General features: G+C 37.7%; 20 protein-coding genes. 5 read left to right on the top strand and 15 right to left on the bottom strand.

Annotated elements, in window-relative coordinates; all coding sequences use genetic code 11:
- Positions 1-34: 34 nt before the first annotated feature.
- From ACMZ42_RS00840 to ACMZ42_RS00865, 6 genes are read right to left on the bottom strand one after another with little or no spacing between them, the layout of a single operon-like run.
- Entirely contained in the window at positions 35-1,012 is a 978-nt protein-coding gene (locus ACMZ42_RS00840; protein WP_415730238.1) for an ABC transporter ATP-binding protein, read from the bottom strand.
- Positions 987-2,015: an ABC transporter ATP-binding protein gene (locus tag ACMZ42_RS00845; RefSeq protein WP_415730239.1), complete on the bottom strand. Its 1,029-nt coding sequence runs from the start codon at positions 2,013-2,015 to the stop codon at positions 987-989. Before ACMZ42_RS00845 ends, ACMZ42_RS00840 begins: the two co-directional genes overlap by 26 nt.
- Before the next feature lie 17 nt (positions 2,016-2,032).
- Positions 2,033-3,490, bottom strand: coding sequence for an aldehyde dehydrogenase family protein (locus tag ACMZ42_RS00850; protein ID WP_415730240.1), 1,458 nt, complete (start codon positions 3,488-3,490; stop codon positions 2,033-2,035).
- Positions 3,491-3,501: 11 nt separating this feature from the next.
- The gene (locus tag ACMZ42_RS00855) at positions 3,502-4,248 is read right to left on the bottom strand and encodes an SDR family NAD(P)-dependent oxidoreductase (protein ID WP_415730241.1); all 747 of its coding nucleotides are present in this window, start codon (positions 4,246-4,248) and stop codon (positions 3,502-3,504) included.
- Position 4,249: 1 nt separating this feature from the next.
- Positions 4,250-5,338, bottom strand: coding sequence for a tartrate dehydrogenase (locus tag ACMZ42_RS00860; RefSeq protein WP_415730242.1), 1,089 nt, complete (start codon positions 5,336-5,338; stop codon positions 4,250-4,252).
- A complete protein-coding gene (locus ACMZ42_RS00865; RefSeq protein WP_415730243.1) occupies positions 5,335-6,567 on the bottom strand; it encodes a M20 family metallopeptidase in 1,233 nt (410 codons plus the stop codon). The genes ACMZ42_RS00860 and ACMZ42_RS00865 overlap by 4 nt, the downstream gene beginning before the upstream one ends.
- A gap of 875 nt (positions 6,568-7,442) precedes the next feature.
- On the opposite strand from ACMZ42_RS00865, the gene ACMZ42_RS00870 reads away from it, so the two are divergent.
- The 3 genes from ACMZ42_RS00870 to ACMZ42_RS00880 all read left to right on the top strand — a co-directional run bounded on the left by ACMZ42_RS00870 (position 7,443) and on the right by ACMZ42_RS00880 (position 8,964).
- The gene (locus tag ACMZ42_RS00870) at positions 7,443-7,832 is read left to right on the top strand and encodes a hypothetical protein (RefSeq protein WP_402869021.1); all 390 of its coding nucleotides are present in this window, start codon (positions 7,443-7,445) and stop codon (positions 7,830-7,832) included.
- Positions 7,833-8,000: 168 nt separating this feature from the next.
- Positions 8,001-8,447: an NUDIX domain-containing protein gene (locus tag ACMZ42_RS00875; protein WP_402869019.1), complete on the top strand. Its 447-nt coding sequence runs from the start codon at positions 8,001-8,003 to the stop codon at positions 8,445-8,447.
- Between the two features lie 322 nt (positions 8,448-8,769).
- On the top strand, positions 8,770-8,964 hold the full coding sequence (locus tag ACMZ42_RS00880) for a DUF6980 family protein (RefSeq protein WP_415730244.1): 195 nt from the start codon (positions 8,770-8,772) through the stop codon (positions 8,962-8,964).
- A gap of 339 nt (positions 8,965-9,303) precedes the next feature.
- Here the strand turns inward: ACMZ42_RS00880 and ACMZ42_RS00885 are convergent, their stop codons facing one another.
- The 3 genes from ACMZ42_RS00885 to ACMZ42_RS00895 all read right to left on the bottom strand — a co-directional run bounded on the left by ACMZ42_RS00885 (position 9,304) and on the right by ACMZ42_RS00895 (position 13,983).
- Entirely contained in the window at positions 9,304-10,428 is a 1,125-nt protein-coding gene (locus ACMZ42_RS00885) for a conserved virulence factor C family protein (protein ID WP_402869015.1), read from the bottom strand.
- A gap of 12 nt (positions 10,429-10,440) precedes the next feature.
- Complete coding sequence (locus tag ACMZ42_RS00890; protein ID WP_415730245.1) at positions 10,441-12,327, bottom strand: ABC-F family ATP-binding cassette domain-containing protein; 1,887 nt, start codon at positions 12,325-12,327, stop codon at positions 10,441-10,443.
- A 234-nt stretch (positions 12,328-12,561) separates the two neighbouring features.
- Positions 12,562-13,983, bottom strand: coding sequence for an anion permease (locus tag ACMZ42_RS00895; RefSeq protein WP_370077424.1), 1,422 nt, complete (start codon positions 13,981-13,983; stop codon positions 12,562-12,564).
- Between the two features lie 494 nt (positions 13,984-14,477).
- Between ACMZ42_RS00895 and ACMZ42_RS00900 the strand changes: the two genes are divergently transcribed.
- Positions 14,478-14,813, top strand: coding sequence for a 2Fe-2S iron-sulfur cluster-binding protein (locus tag ACMZ42_RS00900; RefSeq protein ID WP_370077423.1), 336 nt, complete (start codon positions 14,478-14,480; stop codon positions 14,811-14,813).
- A gap of 290 nt (positions 14,814-15,103) precedes the next feature.
- Here the strand turns inward: ACMZ42_RS00900 and gdh are convergent, their stop codons facing one another.
- The 6 genes from gdh to ACMZ42_RS00930 form a co-directional block, all read right to left on the bottom strand.
- Positions 15,104-15,889 carry a glucose 1-dehydrogenase gene (gene gdh, locus ACMZ42_RS00905; RefSeq protein ID WP_402869011.1) on the bottom strand — a complete coding sequence of 262 codons (786 nt, stop codon included), beginning with the start codon at positions 15,887-15,889 and terminating at the stop codon, positions 15,104-15,106.
- A gap of 329 nt (positions 15,890-16,218) precedes the next feature.
- Entirely contained in the window at positions 16,219-16,674 is a 456-nt protein-coding gene (locus ACMZ42_RS00910) for a hypothetical protein (RefSeq protein WP_415730246.1), read from the bottom strand.
- Positions 16,675-17,072: 398 nt separating this feature from the next.
- Positions 17,073-17,672: a nitroreductase family protein gene (locus ACMZ42_RS00915; RefSeq protein ID WP_415730247.1), complete on the bottom strand. Its 600-nt coding sequence runs from the start codon at positions 17,670-17,672 to the stop codon at positions 17,073-17,075.
- 503 nt (positions 17,673-18,175) lie between these two features.
- Positions 18,176-18,790: an HD domain-containing protein gene (locus ACMZ42_RS00920; protein ID WP_415730248.1), complete on the bottom strand. Its 615-nt coding sequence runs from the start codon at positions 18,788-18,790 to the stop codon at positions 18,176-18,178.
- 891 nt (positions 18,791-19,681) lie between these two features.
- Positions 19,682-19,990 carry a hypothetical protein gene (locus tag ACMZ42_RS00925; protein WP_415730249.1) on the bottom strand — a complete coding sequence of 103 codons (309 nt, stop codon included), beginning with the start codon at positions 19,988-19,990 and terminating at the stop codon, positions 19,682-19,684.
- Between the two features lie 86 nt (positions 19,991-20,076).
- Positions 20,077-20,571, bottom strand: coding sequence for an Rpn family recombination-promoting nuclease/putative transposase (locus tag ACMZ42_RS00930; protein ID WP_415730250.1), 495 nt, complete (start codon positions 20,569-20,571; stop codon positions 20,077-20,079).
- A gap of 76 nt (positions 20,572-20,647) precedes the next feature.
- Here ACMZ42_RS00930 and ACMZ42_RS00935 point away from each other — a divergent pair, with 76 nt between their 5' ends.
- Complete coding sequence (locus ACMZ42_RS00935) at positions 20,648-20,869, top strand: hypothetical protein (RefSeq protein WP_402869004.1); 222 nt, start codon at positions 20,648-20,650, stop codon at positions 20,867-20,869.
- Positions 20,870-20,949 lie beyond the last annotated feature (80 nt).

The raw sequence follows: 20,949 nt of genomic DNA on the forward strand, positions 1-20,949 counted from the left end.
CACCTCACTCCACAAAAAAGACTTAATTTTCAGTTTAATTATCATATAAAAAGCATGCTACCCGTTGATGGTTATTTTCTTCCTGAAGCACAGGCCGTTCCTGATGACATCTGTCCATGACATAGGGACAACGTGTATGAAACACACAGCCTACTGGAGGATTCATAGGGCTTGGCAATTCAACCTGTAACGATATTTCTTGTTTCGGTTGATCAAAATTGATAACTGGGATCGCTGATAGCAACGCCTGCGTATATGGATGCAGAGGATTCGCATATAATTCTTTCTTTGTGCCAATTTCCACTACCCTCCCTAAATACAACACAGCCACCCGATCACTAATATGTTTCACAACACTTAAATCATGTGAAATAAATAAATAGGTCAAATGAAATTCATCCTGTAAATCCATCATTAAGTTTAAGACCTGTGACTGCACCGAAACATCTAGTGCAGATACAGGCTCATCCGCAATAATGAACTCTGGATGAATAGCAAGCGCCCGCGCAATCCCGATTCGTTGTCTTTGACCGCCGGAAAATTCATGAGGGAACTTTTGCATAGCATCTTCTGGGAGACCTACCTTTTTTAAAAGCTCCTTCACACGTTCTTTGCGTTGCTCTTTCGTTAATGTTAATTGCAGCTTCATCGGTTCTTCAATAATGGTACCTATGCGCATACGAGGATTGAGTGATGCAAAAGGATCCTGAAAAATCATTTGCATTTGATTGCGAAAAGTTTGCAACTTATTGCCCTTTAACTGCTGAATGGGCTGTCCTTTATAGAAAATTTCTCCCTCGGTCGGTTCGACGAGTTTTAAAATAGTTCGGCCAAACGTCGATTTTCCGGAGCCGGATTCTCCTACAATGCCAAGCGTCTCGCCACGGAAAATTTCAAGTGAAATATCATCAACTGCTTTAATGACTTTTTTCTCTTCCTTCATCGACTTACGTTTCACAGGAAAGTAGGCTTTTAAATGATTAATTTCAAGCAAAACTTCTTTCTTCGTCATGATCAAGCGCTCCCTTCTCCGTAAATAAATGACAGCGCACTTTATGTTCATCTTGAATATGGATTACCTCTGGTAGCACCTCATGGCATTGTTCCATCGCAAATGGACAGCGCGGTGCAAAGCGACAGCCCTCTGGTAACGCATAAGCTGGTGGAACAGTGCCTGGGATTGACGGCAACCTTTTAACATCTGTGTCTAGATTAGGCATTGTTTTTAAAAGAGCAGTTGTATATGGATGCTTTGGATTCATAAAAAGCTCTCGCACTGGTGCTTCTTCTACGATTTGTCCCGCATACATGACCATAACGCGATCTGCCGTTTCTGCTACAACGCTCATATCATGCGTAATAAATAATATAGCCGAATGATGTTCTTCCTTCATCTTCATCATAAGCTTTAAAATTTGTGCTTGTACGGTTACATCAAGTGCCGTTGTTGGCTCATCCGCAATCAGCAGCTGAGGGTTATTAGACATGGCTATTGCAATCATGACACGCTGGCGCATACCACCTGATAATTGGTGCGGATATTCAGCAATAACCTTTTCCGCATTGGCAATACCAACTTCTTTTAACAGCTGTAGAGATTTCTCCCATGCCTCTTTTTTTGAAATCTTTTGGTGTCTACATATTCCTTCCATCATTTGATTACCGATTGTGAAAACTGGATCTAATGACGTCATCGGCTCTTGAAAAATCATACTAATTTCATTGCCTCTTATGTTGCTCATCTCTTTATTTTTATAGTCTAAGAGATTTTTACCATTTAATTTAATCGTACCAGCTGAAATTTCTCCTGGTGGTACGGGCAGTAACCGTATAATGGATAGCGATGTAATACTTTTACCACTTCCAGATTCACCTACAAGCGCAACCGTTTCTCCCTTACGGATCGTAAAGCTCACATCATCAACAACTTTTGCCTCTTTACCATTTTTTAAATGGAATTTTATTTTTAAATGATTTACCTCTAGTAGCACTTGATTTTCTTTTGGCTGATCCATATGCATCCCTCCGTTTATCACATTTGATTTGGTGGTGCATAGCGTATCGCGATATTTTTCATTTGCGTATAATTTCTCAACGCGACAAAACCTTTTTCTCGACCAATGCCGCTCTTTTTATAGCCACCAAACGGCATTTGAATTCCGCCTGCTGCTCCATAGTTATTAACAAACACTTGTCCAGCTTTTACACGGCTTGCGACATAATGTGCAGTATCTAAATCCTTCGACCAAACCCCTGCAACTAAACCGTAGTCTGTATTATTTGCCAAGGCAATTGCTTCCTCAACGGTCTTAAATGTCAATACCGTCAACACCGGTCCGAAAATTTCCTCCTGTGCAAGTGTATCGTTAGCTTCTACCCCTGCAAGTATTGTTGGTTCAACATAATATCCTTTTTCATAGCCCGCAATCGTCAGTGTCTCACCACCAGTAATCACAAAACCATTTTCCCTCGCTTTTTGCAACAGTGTTGAAATCTTCGTATATTGCCGTTCATTTAGAAGTGGACCCATATCAACGTCTGCTTCACCCGGACCAACTCTTAAAGCTTGAAATTTCTGTACTAATTGAGCAATGAATTTTTCTTTTGCACTTTCTTCAATTAGTAATCTAGCCCCTGCAGAGCATGTTTGCCCGGCATTCTGAATAATGGCACGTACAACACCATCAAGTGCTTGCTCCATGTTGGCGTCCGCAAAAACAATATTTGGTGATTTCCCACCAAGCTCTAACGTTACAGGTACAACATTTTCAGCAGCTGATTTCATCACTGCTATGCCTGTTGGAACAGAGCCTGTAAACGTAATATGATTGATATCAGGATGAGATGTTAAATAGGGTCCTACATCACGACCTAAGCCTGTAATATGCTGAAAAATACCCCTCGGCAATTTATCCGCAAACCATTCCGTTATAGCATGAGTAGTCAATGGCGTATCTTCCGCACTTTTGACAATTACTGCATTGCCAGTAGCAATTGCAGCTGCTACACTTCTCGCTGTGATTTGAATAGGATAATTCCAAGGCACGATATGTACGGTAATTCCAACAGGCTCTAACACTACCGCATTTAAAATGCCGTCTTCAACAGGAATCGTGTCACCCATTACTTTATCAGCAGCTCCTCCATAAAACTCAAAATAGCGTGCTGCTGCTTCAATATCGGCTCTTGCTTGTGTTAACGGCTTACCTACATCACGACATTCTAATAAACTCCATTCCTCTGCATGCTTGCGTATATAGTGCGCAAGTTCCACAAGTAGCTGTCCCCGTTCATAGGCCTTTATTTTCCGCCACTCTTCACTTTCAAACGCTACACGCGCAGCACATACAGCTTCGTCGACATGCGTTTTACTTGCATTCGTAATTTGGGCAATGACTTCACCAGTAGAGGGGTCCATAACATCTAATAAGGCCTCTTCCATAGCACCGTAAACCCATTCACCATTTATAAACATCGGAATTTTTTTCACCCTTATCCCTCCTATAGTCCGCGACCACCGTCTACATGTAAGGTCGTTCCTGTAACCACGCTAGCTGCTTCAGAGAGTAAATAACTTACTGCTCCTGCAATGTCCGATGGATTCACTAAACGTCCAAGCGGGACCGATTGAACAAAGACACTTTGCTTTGTTTGCTCGATATCTGCTCCTTGTGCCGTAAATTGACCAAGCATCTGTGTATCAGCAGGCCCTGGGTGAATCGTATTAACACGTATTTGAAACGGTGCTAGTTCAATAGCCAAAGCACGTGTAAAACTCTCCGCAGCCCCTTTAGAAGCAATATAAGCTTGTAACCCTGGGCGTGGACGTACAGCAGAAATGGAAGCGATTGTGACAATTGAACCTGTGCGTCGCTCTTTCATGTATGGAACGACTGCCTTTGTTGTAATAAATAAACTTTTAACATTGACATCCATTAATCGATTCCACTCGTCCATCGTTACTTGCTCAAGCGGTGTTGCTGACTGCGCTATACCTAGTGCATTGACAAGGCCATCAATACGTCCATACTTGTCAAAAACCTGCTTGAACACTTCGTTCACGCGCTCCTCTTGCAAGGCATTAACTTCAAAGCATTGAAAGGTACCCTGCACTAAATCACTTAAAGAAGCTACTGATAAATCGAGCCCAACTGCTATATTGCCCTTCGCAAGCTGTTCCTGAATAATGGCTTTCCCCATACCGCCCCCTGCACCTGTGACGATGACGACCTGTTGCTCTACTGCCATGCTATACACCCCTTGTCGCTAAATTCAGTTTTATAATCTCCTGACAAATCGCATCACCCATTTGTGCTGTTGTCGCCTGTCCACCAATATCTGCAGTTTTCACAACACCTTCTCGAAGCACCGTCTCAATCGCATGAACAATTAGCTGTTCTATATCCCGTCTTCCGATATGTCCAAGTAACAAAGCAAGTGACCAAATTTGTGCGATTGGGTTTGCTATGCCCTTTCCTGCGATATTTGGTGCTGACCCATGCACAGGCTCAAACATTGATGGGAATTCTTTTTCCGGATTTAAATTTGCTGATGGAGACAACCCAAGACCACCAACAATAGCTGACCCTAAATCTGATAAAATATCTCCGAATAAATTGGAGGCAACTACAACCTGAAAATCTTGCGGTCTCTCTACAAAATAAGCTACTAAAGCATCGATATAGATAGATTCTAACTCTAGTACTGGTGAGCTTTGTGCTAGAATTCTCTTAGCATGCTCATCCCAGAACTTCATTGAATGGATAATGGCATTCGATTTTGTCGCACTCGTAATTTTTGTTTTGCCATTTTTATAGGCATAATCACAGGCCGCTTGGACAATTTTTTCAATACCGATCCGTGTCATAATCGTATTTTGAATCGTCATTTCCTGCGGTTGATTATGATAAATTCGCCCACCACTATCGGAATATTCCCCCTCTGCGTTTTCCCGGAAGATCACAAAATCAATATCCCTTCCGTTGGCAAGCGGTGAGGCTATGCCAGGTAGTGATTTAATCGGACGGAAATTAACATATTGCTGGAAGCTTTTTCGTATCGGCATAATTAATTCCCATACTGTCACGTCATCCGGAACACGAGCATCTCCAATAGCCCCGAATAAAATTGCACCGTATTCTTTTAATATGTCTAATGCATTGTCTGGCATCATTTGACCGTGCTTGAGGTAATAATCTGAACTCCAAGGAAAAATTGTTGTTTCTATTTGTAAAGACGAATCGTGTTCCTGAAGAGAACTAAGTACCTTTAGTGCTTCTTCCATAACTTCCTTTCCAATGCCATCACCAGGAATTACTGCGACTTTTGTGTGAGTCATTGTGCATCACCTACTAAAAACTTTAATGCCGCCAAACGGTAAATGGCTGTTGTTTCTGCTAATTCTTCGATATCGACATATTCATCAATTTGATGGGGAATATCACGATCACCCGCTCCAACGGTAACGATTGGTACTCCATGCACATGAAGGAACGTTCCATCCGTAGCCCCTGGTACACCGTTATATTTCGGTTCTTTTTCCGTTACTTCAGCGACTGCCTCATAAATGGCTTGTACAACAGGATTCTCCTTCGCTGTTGCTGTTGCAGGACGGTTATCAAGCACTGTTAGCTCCACTTTAAAATCTGGATCATCTGCTTGCAGACGTTTAATAATGGCATCAATTTTACCTAGAAGCTCATCATGATCCTGTGCAGGGACTGTACGAATATCAAGCGTTGTCATACAATGATCAGGAATGACATTAATTTGTGCATCTCCTTTTACAGGCGCTCGTAAAATCGTTGGTGTAATAGATGGCCAATTAAGCATCGGATCACGTCCTAATCGTGCTTGCTCTTCTTTTTCTAATTTTTCAAGCTCTACAATAAAACGTGCCATGCGCCAGTTCGGATTAATGCCACTCCAAGAAATTGCACCGTGCGCCATTTTACCGAAGATATCTACTTTCAAACGTATTGCCCCGCGCTGTGCAATACAGATATTGTTTTCCTCTGGCTCACAGATAATCGCCCCATCCACATTATCTGCCCAGCCATTTTTTATAAAATGTTTAATCCCAAGCATCAATCCTTCTTCATCGCACGGAATACATAAAATAATCTTGCCTGTAAATTCCTCCTGATCCAGTAACAACGACTGACAAGCTGTAATCATACACGCAAGATTTCCTTTTGTATCATTTGTACCTCGGCCATACATTCGACCATCAATAATTTCTGCACCGAATGGATCGTACGTCCATGCTTCACGATTTCCTTCGGTAACGACATCTGTGTGTCCTTCAAAGAGTAGTGTTTTTCCTGGCTTACCCGAATCAATAATACCAATAACATTCGGCCTTCCTGGCACAACCTCCTCTACATGTGTTTCTATCCCGATCTCACGTAAATATTGAGCGACAAAATTCGCGACTTCTTGTTCATTGCCATTTGGATCACCTTCTCGATAAACGCTATCTATTCGTACTAGCTTTTGTGTAAGCTCAATAACTGCTTCTCGGTCGCGCATATAAGATTCCGTTGTCTTTAAACTTGTTACTGTCATTCAAATGCCTCCTTGTTTTATAGAATATTCTAGAGATCATTTATGCCTCCGCATAATTGCGTCCGGAATCGGCTTTGTCTTGGGCCTGCAGATGTTTTTTGCGCGAAAGCGAAGCGACAGCAACGTGTCTTTGTCTGTGTGAAAGCGAAGCGACAGCAACACAGCACCGATGCAGGTCAGTTAGCCTTTATCGCATGGATGCGATGGTTTTAGGCTAACATCCTCTAAGAACTCTTTTCCGATTCCATGACATCCGCCGGAGACTTTGGGCCAACAGATGTTTTTTGTGCGAAAGCGTAGTGCTAACGCAGCGGCAGCAAAAGGGCTTCATTCTGTGCGAAAGCGTAGTGAAACGAAGCGCAGCAACAACATGATGTTGGTCACTCAGTCGTTGCCACAGGACGTGGCGTTCTTAGACTGAGTTCCTCTATTTTAGCAGGTGTTTGGACATCTGCTAAAAGAAGTTAAATCATTTTAACATTGTCCTATTAGACAAGTATTAGACACTTTGTTAATAATACATAGAATGCTATTAACGTTTTGTTTAGTAGTAAAAAGCTAAAAAACAACAAAATTATCTACCTTATGTTGTTTTTCGATATAAAAAGATTGAACATTTACCATAATGTGGGATTGATTTTCGTTCCGGCTGGGCGCTTTTCTGGAGCGTCCGATTTTCACCACAATCAACTTATTCGCATGGCATAGGTTTTATCAAAATGTCATCTCATTTTTAGGTGATAAAAATATAAATAGCTTTTAGTTTTAAGCTGTTTCCGAAAAGATTGTTGCTATTCAACTGACGGAGCAGGTTAGTGCAGCGAGGAAGTATGATAAAATCAAACATACTATGCATTTAAGGTGGTTAAAATGAAATGAATAAAGTTTTTGTCGTAGATGGGAATAATTTTTCAAGCTTCGAGGAATTTTGTAAGGAGTTTTCGAGAGTTGTTCTTTCTGGAAAGTTTGAGTGGAACGGAACCCTCGCTGCATTTAATGATATTTTGCGTGGTGGCTTTGGTGAAATTGAATTTAATGAAGATTATACAATTATTTGGACAAATTCCGATAAATCTAAAAGTGATTTAGGATATGAAGAAACAATAATTAAACTCAATGAAAATTTGGAAAGATGCCATCCAAGTAATAAAAAATATATACTACAAGAAATAAAGGATGCGAAAATGAACAAGGGTCCAACTATATTTGACTCAATAAAAGAAATAATCCTTGATCACGAAAATGTAACATTGATATTAGAATAATCCTTATTAAATAAACGGTGCTTTAGTACAAGATTGCAGAGCTGTTCAGGCAGCTCTTTTTTCTTATTCTAGTAACGATGCAGGTTAGTTTAACAAGAAAAACTAAGATAAAGGTATTTGTATGCTGCTTATTGAAGTAATATTAAGCTTATCAAAGGAGGCTTCCTTATGACTTATTTGAAAAATAATGGATTTAAATTTCTAAATTTCATTAATATACCAGAAACAGATATAAAAAAATACCAGCCTCTATCGGGTTCTTTTGCCGTAGTAAAGTGCGAAGGAAAGTTTCTCCTTTGCTATAACACTTGGCGTAAACAATGGGAACTACCTTCTGGAGGTAGAGAGAATAACGAAACGTCAAAGGAATGTGCCATTAGAGAACTTTACGAGGAAACTGGACAATTAGTTACAAACTTAGAATTTAAAGGATTAATCAAAGCCGAAAATTCATTAGATGGCAACATAAAATATAATCCTGTGTACTTTACTACAATGGAAAAACTACAACCATTTATAGAGAATGAGGAAACATCAGAAATAAAGCTTTGGGATTTAAATGAGGAAATAGGTTATATTGATTCAGTTGATATAAATATATTTGATTACCTTTAAACAAAGATAGTGAGCAATGGCTTCTTGAACTAACGGAGTAGGTATTTTTTTTAGATACCAATATAACTACAAGAAGAATTAGGATAATTAAGAGGTTTTTTATGCAAAAAATCGGAATTGAAAAAGCAAACTATAAACCAACATTAAAAATTTTAAAAGATTTATATAACTATAATTCTATTTTTGAATGAAAAAGTAAGTCAGAAATTTTTGAAATGTTAACTCCTTATAATAACAAGTTAGTCATTTTTAAAAATAAGACAGAAATTATAAACTGCTTCAACTAACGAGTAGCTTTACTTAAATACGGGGAAATGAAATTATGAAAAAACATTGTTGTGAGGATATGACTTTTCATGCAAATTTCAAGTGTGAAATACATGAGAATCCGTTTGAATGTCCTGATAAAATAATCATTTTTTATGAACAAAATAATGACTACGGTTTGATAATACATGATGGTGGGATGTCGATTATTAGCATTGATTTTTGTCCTTGGTGTGGTTCGAAACTTTGATTTTTAAATACTTCCTTCTTTAACTATCGAGGTACTATAGTTGAGGAAGAAGATAGCCAAACCAGATGTAACAAACTTTGAGAAAACCGCCTAGTTTTAAAAACATTGTGCTACGGCATTTGAAGATTTAGGACAAATTAGAACTTCCTAAAGAAATGTAGTCTTGCAAGCGACTTATCGACATTTTGCCGGCTGGAAAAGTGAATTTTAGGGGGGATTTTACTTTTCAGAAAAAGCAACAATAAAAGAAAACCAGCGTCTCTGTTGAACTACATTCATATCAGAGAGCTGGTTTATTTCTTTTATCCACATTATCGGGTCACTGATTAAAGTTTCTCATTATTGCTGGCGAGACTCTGTCATTTGTTTCCAAACAGAACCTTTTGCTTCCTCACCCTGTTCGATGCGGGCAATCGCCATTTTTACTTGTAGCTTTACTTCAAACTCTTTATCTTCTGCAGCAGCCTTTAATGCTGCTAATGAGTTCTCAGTGCCTACCTCATATAAGTACATAGCTGCACGCCAACGAACAAGTTTGTTTTTATCCTGTAATGCTTGTTGCATCGCGTCTTCAAATTCTACGAAGCCGAGGTCACTCATACAATCTCCTGCAGTTCGACGGACCGCTGCACTTTTATCCTGTAATGCCTTTTCCAAATATGGCACGACTGCTACATCTTCAATCATTCCTAAATAAACGGTTGCTAATCGACGGATAGACATTTGCTCATCTTGTAACGCCAAATCTAAAAGCGGTAAATCATCTAGCTCTGGATCTGCCATTTGGTCAAGCAATTGGAAACGTTTTTCCCATTCTGGTTGCTTAAACTGTTCAACAGTAATTTTTAGTTTAGCTGGCTTCTCAATAGTTTTCTCAGAATCATTAATCGTTGCTACAATCTCCGTTAAACGTTCCTCAGAATATGTCACATCGATTTCTTGTTTTACTGCTTCCGCAATTTCCTCGAGCTCTCCATAACGTACGCCATAGTCGATCCATTTACGTTGGAAAATATAATTTTCATCAACTGCTGTCTCAATAATTTTATTGAAAGCTTTCACAAAGCGATCACCACAGCTTACACGGTGCTCACGTTGGTTATCAAATACCTTTACTTGAAGAGGTACTTGCTTATAAAATTGCACATGAACGTACACTTCACCATAAAATTCATTGGCTACTTGTTCTTTGTTTACTTCCTGTACGTCTTCACCTAACACTTGGCGAATGCTTGCTAAAATACCTTCCCATGCATACTTTGCGTTACGCTCAACAGCGAAGAAGTCTGCTACATGATAAACACCTTTAACACCTTCGATTGCTAAAATCGCTGCTGCTTCACCAGTTGCTTCGTCTTTATTATCTTTTGTAAAATTATAGCTCTTGCCAAAAGGTAACTCTGTATCAACGACAATCTTCATAGAATTAGGACTTGGTGTCGGTTCAATTGTAATAATCTTCATGTCTATCGCTCCTTATCCATTTACGATTTCATCTAAATATGACCATCTTTCAATAAGGTGCTCATATTGTGCATTTAACTCATCTAGCTTCGCCGTTAATTCCTGTAGCTTTGTAAAATCAGCACCAGCGTTGGCGATACCTTCTTCTGTCACCATAATCGCTGTTTCCGTCTTTTCAATTTCTTCAGCAATCGTTTCCCATTCTTTTTGCTCTTTAAAGGATAATTTTTTCTTGTCCGATTTAGGCTTTTCAGTCTTAGGTTTTTCGACTTTTGGCGACTCTACCTTTACAGCGGCTTCCTGTTCACGCTTTTGTAAATATTCACTGTAAATATCAAGCGTCTCATTAACATGCCCAAGACCATCTAAAATCCACAGCTTTTTCGCAATTCGATCTAAGAAAAAGCGATCGTGGGATATAGTAATAACGACTCCAGGGAAATGCTCAATGAAATCCTCTAGTACACCTAATGTTTCAATATCCAAATCATTTGTAGGCTCATCTAGTAACAGTACGTTTGGTTGCTCCATTAATAATCGTAATAAATGCAGACGTTTACGCTCGCCACCCGATAATTTACCGATAGGTGTACCGTGTGCATGAAGTGGGAATAAGAAACGCTCCAACATTTGAGCAGCCGAATAGCGTACACCCTCTGCATCTGTAATATCATTGGAAGCTTCGCGGATATATTCAATCATGCGCTCATTTTCATTCATTTTTGGTAAAGTTTGTTTAAAATGCGCTAACTTCACTGTCGAACCAACAAGAATTTCACCAACATCAGGTGTAAGCTCTCCTGATAACATGTTCAATAATGTTGATTTTCCTACACCATTGGCTCCGATAATTCCAATACGATCGCCCTGCTGTAGTAAAAATGAAAAGTTTTCGAGGATTTTTTGATCACCAAAAGCCTTTGAAATATTTTCAGCCTCTAAAACCTTTCGACCAAGACGAGTTGTTGCTAGGCCAATTTCAAGAGAATTATCCTCAGATTTACGTTCCAAGTTATCCTCTAACTGCTCGAAGCGCTGGATACGTGCCTTTTGCTTCGTAGAACGCGCTTTCGCTCCACGACGAATCCATTTTAATTCTGAGCGATAGCGGTTGCGGTCTTTTTGTGCGGAGGCTGCTTTCATTTCTTCACGAATAGCACGTGCTTCTAAATAATCCCCATAATTCCCAGTATGTCGGTATAGTGTTTGATCAGCTAGCTCGTAAATATGAGTAGACAGCTCATCTAAAAAATAACGATCATGGGTAATAAATATCACTGCTCCCTTTAATCGTAACACCATTTCCTGCAGCCACTCTGTTGACTGCACATCTAAATGGTTGGTAGGCTCGTCTAATAAATAAAGATCTGCCGGCTCAATTAAAACTTTAGCTAAAGCAACGCGCTTTTGTTGACCGCCTGACAGTGTTAATACTTCTTTATCAAACATTTCAATTCCAAGCTTCGTAAGGGCTGTCTTAGCAAGTGCATTGACATCCCATGCCTGCTCTTCATCCATACGATGTTGCAAGCTAAATAACGTTTTTTGTAAACTTTCTGAAGTCGGATTTAATGCAAGTGCAGCAACCGTTTCCTCATATTCACGATTCAGTTTTAGAATAGGTGAATCCCCTGCAAACACTGCCTGTAACACAGTTTCACCACCATTAAAAGTAGGCTCCTGTGGTAAATATGCAACACGATATTTATTTGGGCGGTCAACTTCCATTGAATCCGCTTCGATTTCATTTGCTAAAATAGAAAGCAATGTGGATTTACCAGTACCATTAATACCAATTAGCCCAGCTCGCTCCCCTTCATAAATTGTAAATTCAATATTTTGAAAGAGCGTTTTATCGCCCACTGTTTTCGTTAAATTTTGTACAATTAAATGACTCATTACACTTGTCCATCTCTTTCATTTAGGTGTTGTTTAGTGTCCATACTACTTTTATATGTAGTTTATTATTGATATCCATTTTTATCATAACACCAAATGACAGGTAAACAAAGGACAACAAACTCTTCTTACCTATCTAAAAAACACCTCTCCATTAAATCCAAATGAAGAAGCGTTAAAAATCTCAAAAAAATATCCGGATAGAATATTTTCTATCCGGATACAGAAGCTAACTCACCAATAACCAAGAAGCTTCCACCATAGTCCTCCTACTATAACAAAAATCAGGATAGTAACTACGGAAACTACAAATCCAACTGTCCACCATTTCTTTTGGTCAATATAGCCTGCACCAAAGAAGACCGGTGCTGGACCAGAACCATAATGAGTAGTGGCGCCAAATAAATTACTAAATGCCGCTAATAATATAGCTGCCAACATAGCAGGTGCTCCCGCTTGCAACATAACAGATAAAAATGCTGCATACATCGCACTAATATGCGCAGTGGAACTCGCAAAGAAATAATGAGAATAGAAATAGACTAAAGCTAATATGACAACCGCCCATATCCAGCTATATCCAGATACAAGTCCACCAACTTCATTACTAAACCACGGAATCAACCCTAGTTTGTTCATAAAAGATGCCATCATAAATAGCGTTGCAAACCAAATTAGTGTGTCCCATGCTCCTTCTTCCTTTTTAATATCTGCCCATGTTAATACATCTAACAATAACAGCAATGAAAGTCCTATAAGAGCTGCTGTAGTAGCACTAATGCCTAAGTAGTCTCCGCCAATCCATAACGATAACACAGCAACAAATACTACGATCATTCGTTTTTCGGAACTTTTCAGAGGACCGAATTCTTCCAGCTTCTTTTTAGCGATAGCTGCTGCCTCTGGTGTTTCCTTGATTTCAGGCGGATAAATTTTATAAATAACATAAGGAACAACGATTAAAGCGGTTAGCCCCGGGACAATCATGGCTACTGCCCAACCAAACCAAGTAATAGTTACTCCAGCTGAATCACTTGCTAGCTTAACAATTAAAGGATTCGCTGCCATGGCTGTCATAAACATAGCAGATGTTATTAAATTCCCTTGAAAACCTACCTTCAAAAGAAAGGCACCCATCTTACGCTCTGTCCCGTCTTCTGGTTTAGATCCGAAGGTATGAGATAATGACTGGATAATTGGGAATATAACACCACCAGCACGAGCTGTATTACTAGGAATAGCAGGTGCTAATATTAAGTCACTTGCTAGTAATGAGTAGGACAGACTCAAAGTTTTTTTCCCAAAAAGACGAACAAATACATAGGCAATTCGTTCCCCTAGTCCCGTTTTAATAAATCCTCGAGAAATAAAGAAGGCAATAACGATTAGCCAAATCGTTGAATTACCAAAACCGCTTAATGTCTCTTCAATAGTTAATGTATTTGTTATGGCAATCATAGCCATAGCAATAAATGATATTGCTCCCATTGGCAACGGTTTCGTTATAAATCCTATAATGGTCGCAACAAAAATAGCGAACAGATGCCACGCTTTTTCATCTACTCCTGAAGGCGCTGGACAAAACCAGATAGCCACGCCAACAGCAAGGGAAATGAGGAAAGGAATCCATTTGACTGCGCTTTTTGCTTCTTTCATGATGTTAAAACTCCTTTGACGATTACCCCAATGTATTTAAAAGGAGATTTCTCCCACGATCTAATATTCGAAAGAACAATAGACCTAATTCAAGATCCCCATTGTCGAAAAAACATAAGTAATTATATATGTTTTATATAATGAATGAAAAGATTTTTAACTCATTACTAAGAAAAAAATGATCTCGGTTCAGAAATATTTCCCTTTTTGTTAATATTATTGGAAAAAAGTTACTTTAAGATTAGCATGTGCAATATCCATTGATAAGATACACGAAGTCTTTAGGTTTTACCCAAGTCGCTCCTTCAAGTTCATGCTTGGGAACCCTTCCTATGGCTACCCACCATATGATTATCCTTCAAACCGCTTCCCTCCATACAAACTTCCTGGGCTAGGTAAAACTTTTTAAACTGTATGAGAATAGCTGGATCAATCCAAACTGATAGTAACAGTTTCTGCGTTAAAACCCCATTAATTGAAAGGAGAATTCATAGATGCCACTTGTCACCGTATTTGGAGGAAAAACCTTTGAAGTAGAGGAAGGAAAAAAATTAGTATTAGCTCTTGAAGATAATAATATAAACATTTTTCATCAGTGTGGCGGAATAGCAAAATGCACAACTTGTAGAGTGGAGGTATTAGCTGGTGAATATAAGGATATTTCAAAAATAGAAAAACACGCCTTCTCTATTAAAAATATTGATGAGAATTTATATGAAGACTGTTTGCGGCTATCTTGTCAAATTCGAGTAATAGAAGACATTACAGTTCGGCCTATTTTAACCTTGGAAAATACACAGGGCGAAAGAGGTCCAAGACCAGCAGATTAACCAAATATCGATTATTAATTCAAACTTAAAAAAGATGCGTTAACAAAATGTGATAATTTAAGTTACTTTAATTTATCCAATATAGGAAATTCGAAAACACTGTCTTAATTTTTTATTCAGTATATGTAAAATAAAGAAAGGCATTGGAAGAGGGTTAAATGTCTGTTAGGTTCCAATGCCAGTTTTTATTTATGCTATTTTTTATTAAATCAACAAACGCAACAATGAAGTATTATAAGAATTTAACCACTTTGAACAGGGCAGATAACCCCATTTCCATTTTCCGTTACTTACCCACGACCTGCTTGAAAAGAAGGGTATAAGGTCATTCCACCATCAGCAAATAGAGTGATTCCTGTTACGTAACTAGCTTGGGATGAAGCAAGCCATGCTGCTGTTGCTGCAATCTCCTCTGGTTTTCCGATATACCCCATTGGAACCATACTTTCCACATCTGCACGTTTTTCGGGATCGGCAAATTTCTCAGCATTAATAGGTGTATTAATCGCACCAGGCCCGATATTATTGATACGAATTCCTTTTGGGGCATATTCTAATGCTAATGTTTGTGACATCAGTTTAATGCCTCCTTTACTAGCCGCATAGTGAACAAACAAAGGCCATGGAATAACTTCGTGAACACTGGACATATTGATCACTGTCCCTTTAATATCATGTTCGACGAAGTACTTAATCGCTTCTCTACTTCCTAAAAATGCACCTGTTAAATTCGTATTGATTACTTTATTCCAATCTTCAAGCGGCATTTCATGTGAAGGTACTGGATTTTCTATTCCAGCGTTATTAATCATTACATCGAGAGTTCCAAACTTATTCACGGCAGTCTGGACGAGGTTGATGACATCCCCTTCAACTGACACATCTCCTTTTACAGCTATCGCTTCCCCACCTGCTTTTTTCACTCCTTCAACAACAGCATTTGCCTCTTTTTCATTTGAGCGAAAATTCACGATAACTTTTGCTTTTTCCTCGCCAAAACGTAATGCCATTGCTTTTCCTAATCCTGTTGAAGCACCTGTAATAACAATAACTTTCCCTTCTAAATCTGGATACATTTAAGGTCCTCCTCGTTATACTTTCGCCATCCCTAACATAATTCCAACAGTAAATTGCTGTAAGCTGTCGTTTTGCTTTTTCTCACCTATGATAAAAAACTCGGCCCATACGGGTTTCCACCTGCTTAAAACATAATAGTAATATGGAACGAAGCAAAAACTTTTATACCATTGATATATAAAAGGTTACTTTAAAATAAGGCTGTTTTCTAAAAGATTGTTGCTGTTAAAGCATAAAAAAAGAGTTAATCTACAAAATGTGTAGAATCAACTCTGTATTTATGTTTGATATTTCGTAAATCGAATATTTAACTAAAGCCCCCGTTTATTCAACAAGGTTTTAGTATTTTTTCAAGTACAATAGGACCCGTTTTCTTTGTCTTTGTATTGACTGTCCGAACTTTGATACGAGTAGGTCGCATCATAGGAGAAACTTCATCCAAATTCCCAGCCCAAGTAGTTTCTCCATATTTAGTTAAAGGAGACAATGAGAAAATCCAACTTATTTCTTTCGGAATATATGCTAATACTTCATAACCATCATAATCCCCAAAACTAGATGGCTTTGGTAAATGAAGTGCGTGAACACTGAGACTTGTTCGTTCATCATTAAACTTTCTTTCAATATTATAAATCAGTGCTACTCCTCTGGCATTTTTAGGTACGTTTTTTGTTGGTTCAAGTATTGCTGAACAAGGTGGCAACTCTTCAATTTTATTCTCAGAGTGTGTTTGTGAAGGAAGAATTACTAAAACGAAGATAAGGCTAAAAAGCAATTTTTTCATTTCTGATTCTCCTTAAATTTGTTTAGTATCATTATTCCCAAAACTCCATATTTATTGTATTTCAATCGCTCCTTGTTGAACTATCCTGCACCGTTAGTTGAAGAGCAACAATCTTTACGAAAACAGCTAAAATAAAGAAGAATCCATTTGAACATTTGTTCAAAATGGACTCTTCTTACATTTTGTAGATTGTATTTTAACGTAATTGCAAAATGATGCATATAGAGGTACCGTCAAAAAAATGCGGATTTACAACGCTCAGAAATCCGGATTAAAAGCCGAAATTAAACAACAACCAGTCGTTGGTTCAATACCTTCAACTGGCTGTAAAAAGGTTACTGTCTCAAAAATGACACTCAGTGCCGTACTGCTTGGTATATCATATACATAGCAGATAATTATTTGTGAAATTTTATTCGATCTTCAAGTGGTTGGAATTCTTTTTCGCCTGGTGTTACCGTTGGATTGCCAAAGGGCATTTGCGCAATAAGCTTCCAATTATTAGGGATATTCCATTCTTTTTTCACTTCATCATCAATTAGTGGATTATAATGTTGTAAAGAAGCTCCTAATCCCTCTGCTTCCAACGCTGCCCACACAACTAATTGGTGCATACCTGATGCTTGATTTGACCAAATCGGAAAGTTCTCAGCATAGGCGGCAAATTGCTCTTGAAGTGATTTAACTACCGCTTCATCTTCTAAGAATAATACTGTACCATAACCTGCTTTAAAGGAATCCATTTTTTGTTGAGTTCCTGAAAAGTCTCTATCTCCAACTACTTTTCTTAATACTTCAGTTGTGATATCCCACAATTTATTATGTGCCTCACCTGATAATACAACAATACGTGCAGTTTGAGAATTGAATGCTGACGGGGTATATTTCACAGCAAATTCTACAATTTCTTTAATTCTTTCATCAGATATTTTTACCTCTTTATTAATTCCGTAGTAAGTACGTCTTTCTTTAAGTGTAGTGTAAAAATCTTTTGTCATCATTTTCTTCCTCCAAATTTATTGAAATTGTTTTTACCCACATTGCATCTGTCGCCTAGAGATTTTTAGTTTTATTTCCTAAGACCTCGCCTAATTACAACAGGAACACCTGTCCATAATGAGCAATTTCCTTAATCCTTTCGACTATGTTCACTACTTTTACTATTTTAAATTAAACTAATTATAATATTATGATAAAAATATGTTATCCAAACAAACGAAAGAGTATTCAAAAATAAAAAATGTCTTATATAAAAAAATCCCAAGCTTATTTGCACAACGCTATCTCACTTACTATTTTCAGAGCTATAGGATGATGCAACGGTTTTTTATGTAATATAGGTAACCTTATTTTCACACAATAACATTTGAGTAGATTTTACGTAAAAAAATTGAATCAAAAAATACTCCTTCCGAAGCAAATGAATGAATCAACATTATTTAACCCTAAAAATCCGTTGTCTATTGAAATAGACAACGGATTTTTTTAGTAGCGTGAGGTATTACTCACCTATTTCATTTTGTAATTGCTCTAAAAACTGTACCATAAATTGATGGCGTTCTTCAGCCATTTGCTTGCCCTTGTCAGTAATCATTAAATCCTTCAGCAATAATAGCTTCTCATAAAAATGGGTAACTGAGGATGTATTTTTATTGCGGTACTCCACTTCTGTCATATCCGTACGTGCATTCTCTTCCTTGTCGTAAAGCTTTCGACCCTTAGCTCCACCAAAAGCAAATGTGCGCGCAATACCGATTGCTCCAATCGCATCTAAACGATCTGCATCTCGTACTATTTTTGCTTCGAGAGAAGTTGCTTCTAGCTCATTGCCACCATTATACGATACTTGTGCGATGCAATCTTGAATATGTTGCTTCTTCTCCTCGCTTAAAGACAGCTCGGCAATTAGCTTATTCTCTTGCTCCTTGCTATCGGTATACTTTTTATCACTAACATCATGCAACAGCACAGCAATTTCCACGACCTCTGCATCGGCTTCCGGTTCTGTTTGTAATATCGTTAACGCATTTTGATAAACACGTTCAATATGTTGAAAATCATGACTAGCATCAAATTGCTCGTAAATCCCTCGTACTTTGTCCATTAAATTGTTCATATTCTTAGTTCAGTCCCTTCATCCTTTATTATACGGTATTGCTTAGAATTGTTGGTAATTAAGTAACCTCTAGATTTAACAAAAAAATCAATTTGGGAAGTTAATTTCAATTGACTAATTTTTCTGAATATTGTATGATAAATGTACAGAACAACTATTTTTGTTCTGTAGGCTCACTTTTTCAGTGATGTACAAGAACTATGTTTTAACAGATTAAACAACTTCAGCGGGATTTAAAATTGAATACTGTGTTGCAAGATGACGTGCGTATAGTGAAAACCAATCATCTAAACAAATAAAAGTGAACACTTTCCCTTAGAAATTCTTTGTTTTAACCCGCATAGTGAATGTACATGACGAGATAAGTGAACAAACAAGCTTATCACGACCTAGAAAGCTTTGAGCATATGTCGCAAGCGTGTGATATTTTTATCATTAATCGATGTTACCTTCTTCTATTCATTATCTTGAATATGTATGAACGTAACTCCTCCCATTAATGGCAAATAGCATACCAATTTCTTGCCATTTTGCGAAAAGTCTAATCATCCAGAGTCGTGCTAACAAAACTAGAGAATTTTTTTAGGCAACAATTTTTCCGAATTTTATTTAAGCCGTAATTGAAGTATTAAGTTATGAAGGAAGTAGGAAACGATAGTTATGTTATGTAATACCAACCCGCTGAAGAAACAATAAAAGCTGCCCATCTTATTTTTTGTAGATGATGGCAGCTTTTATTGTTTCTTCAATTTCCATTTTAAAGACATATATTTCCTATCTCCCTTTTCCTTGCTACTTGTTATCCCTTATTCCCCTTCTAAAATATTCCTAAGGAAGAAATTCTGAACACGTGAGATCTTAGGGTCATGACGAGCTTTGTTAACCTTTTCGTTATTTGTCTTCACGACTTTGAATTAGCCTTTCTTTGATTTCTTCAATACGCTCCACAGATAAATCTGTTATTTTATGAATAAAATCAATATCCATTCCATTCGCTAAAAGTTTATTAGCGGTTTCTTCTTTTTCTTTTTCGATTCCTTTCTCTATTCCCAGTTGCTCTGCCATATGCTTTACATCCTCCAACTTTGCCTCTTCATCAAGGATATACTTTAAGCGAGATTGATAAGCTATAACATCTTCCTGTGATAAACTTAGCTCTTCCCAAACATTAAATGCCTGTAATAAATGTTCGTCCTTCATCGCTAGTTCCTCCATTTCACGATATATTTTTTATAGACCTTTTTCTTTCGTGCATCGACCATTCCTAATAACAATAACCAACGTGCTTAAATATCATCCAGTGGCTTAAGAAATCCCCTATGCCATTGTTCAAGGAATTTATTCATTTCAATAAAGTGCACTTCCAAAGCATCATCTTGTATAACTAATCGCTTTAATGTTTTATCCTCATATAAATGGAAGGTACTGTGATAATATGCGCTTTGAGGAAACAATGTGAAATTACATATATTAATAGTAATCGTCGGTAGCAGTTTATGATACCCCATACCCTTTTGTAATTGTGATGTATAAAGTTGAGTCCAGTAAAATAATGTACGCTTAAACATATCGTGTTGATTAGACAATTGAATTTCAATATTAATCATTTGCTGATCCTGCGTTTTCACAACAATATCTAATCTTGACTGCTTATCATCTTTGTATTCGCCACCAATTTCTTGTTTACCTACATCAAAGCCATTTTCCTTTGCTAATAAGTAATCAGTCACTAGACCCGATACAATGCGCACCCCATTCAACTGATGAATGACATTTCCCAATTTTTCTTCGTAATCAACTAAAGTATCAGCATACTAAAACAAGACAACTCATACGTTCTAGTATGAAAGGATGATCTTGCTGAAAAGCCTATTAGAAAATGTAAACCTGTTAGAAAACATATATCAAATATCTATAGCATTCCTTCTCTTATGTTCAATTTTTTCTGTGAGACTTTTAAAAAATTTAAAACGTGAAAGAAAACTTTCTTTTTTTGAATATACAATGTATATAATCATTCGAATTGCAATTTTTTTATGGTTAGCCAGTTTTCTCCTTCGTGAATATAGGGGCTATTAATTTTCTTCCCCTTTTTTCACAATAACTAATATGCTACGGCATTGTTCAGTTACATCCGATAACAAAAGTTAAAAAAGCTG

Source organism: Lysinibacillus sp. NPDC056185 (genome assembly GCF_047737915.1).
Classification (GTDB): Bacteria; Bacillota; Bacilli; order Bacillales_A; family Planococcaceae; genus Lysinibacillus.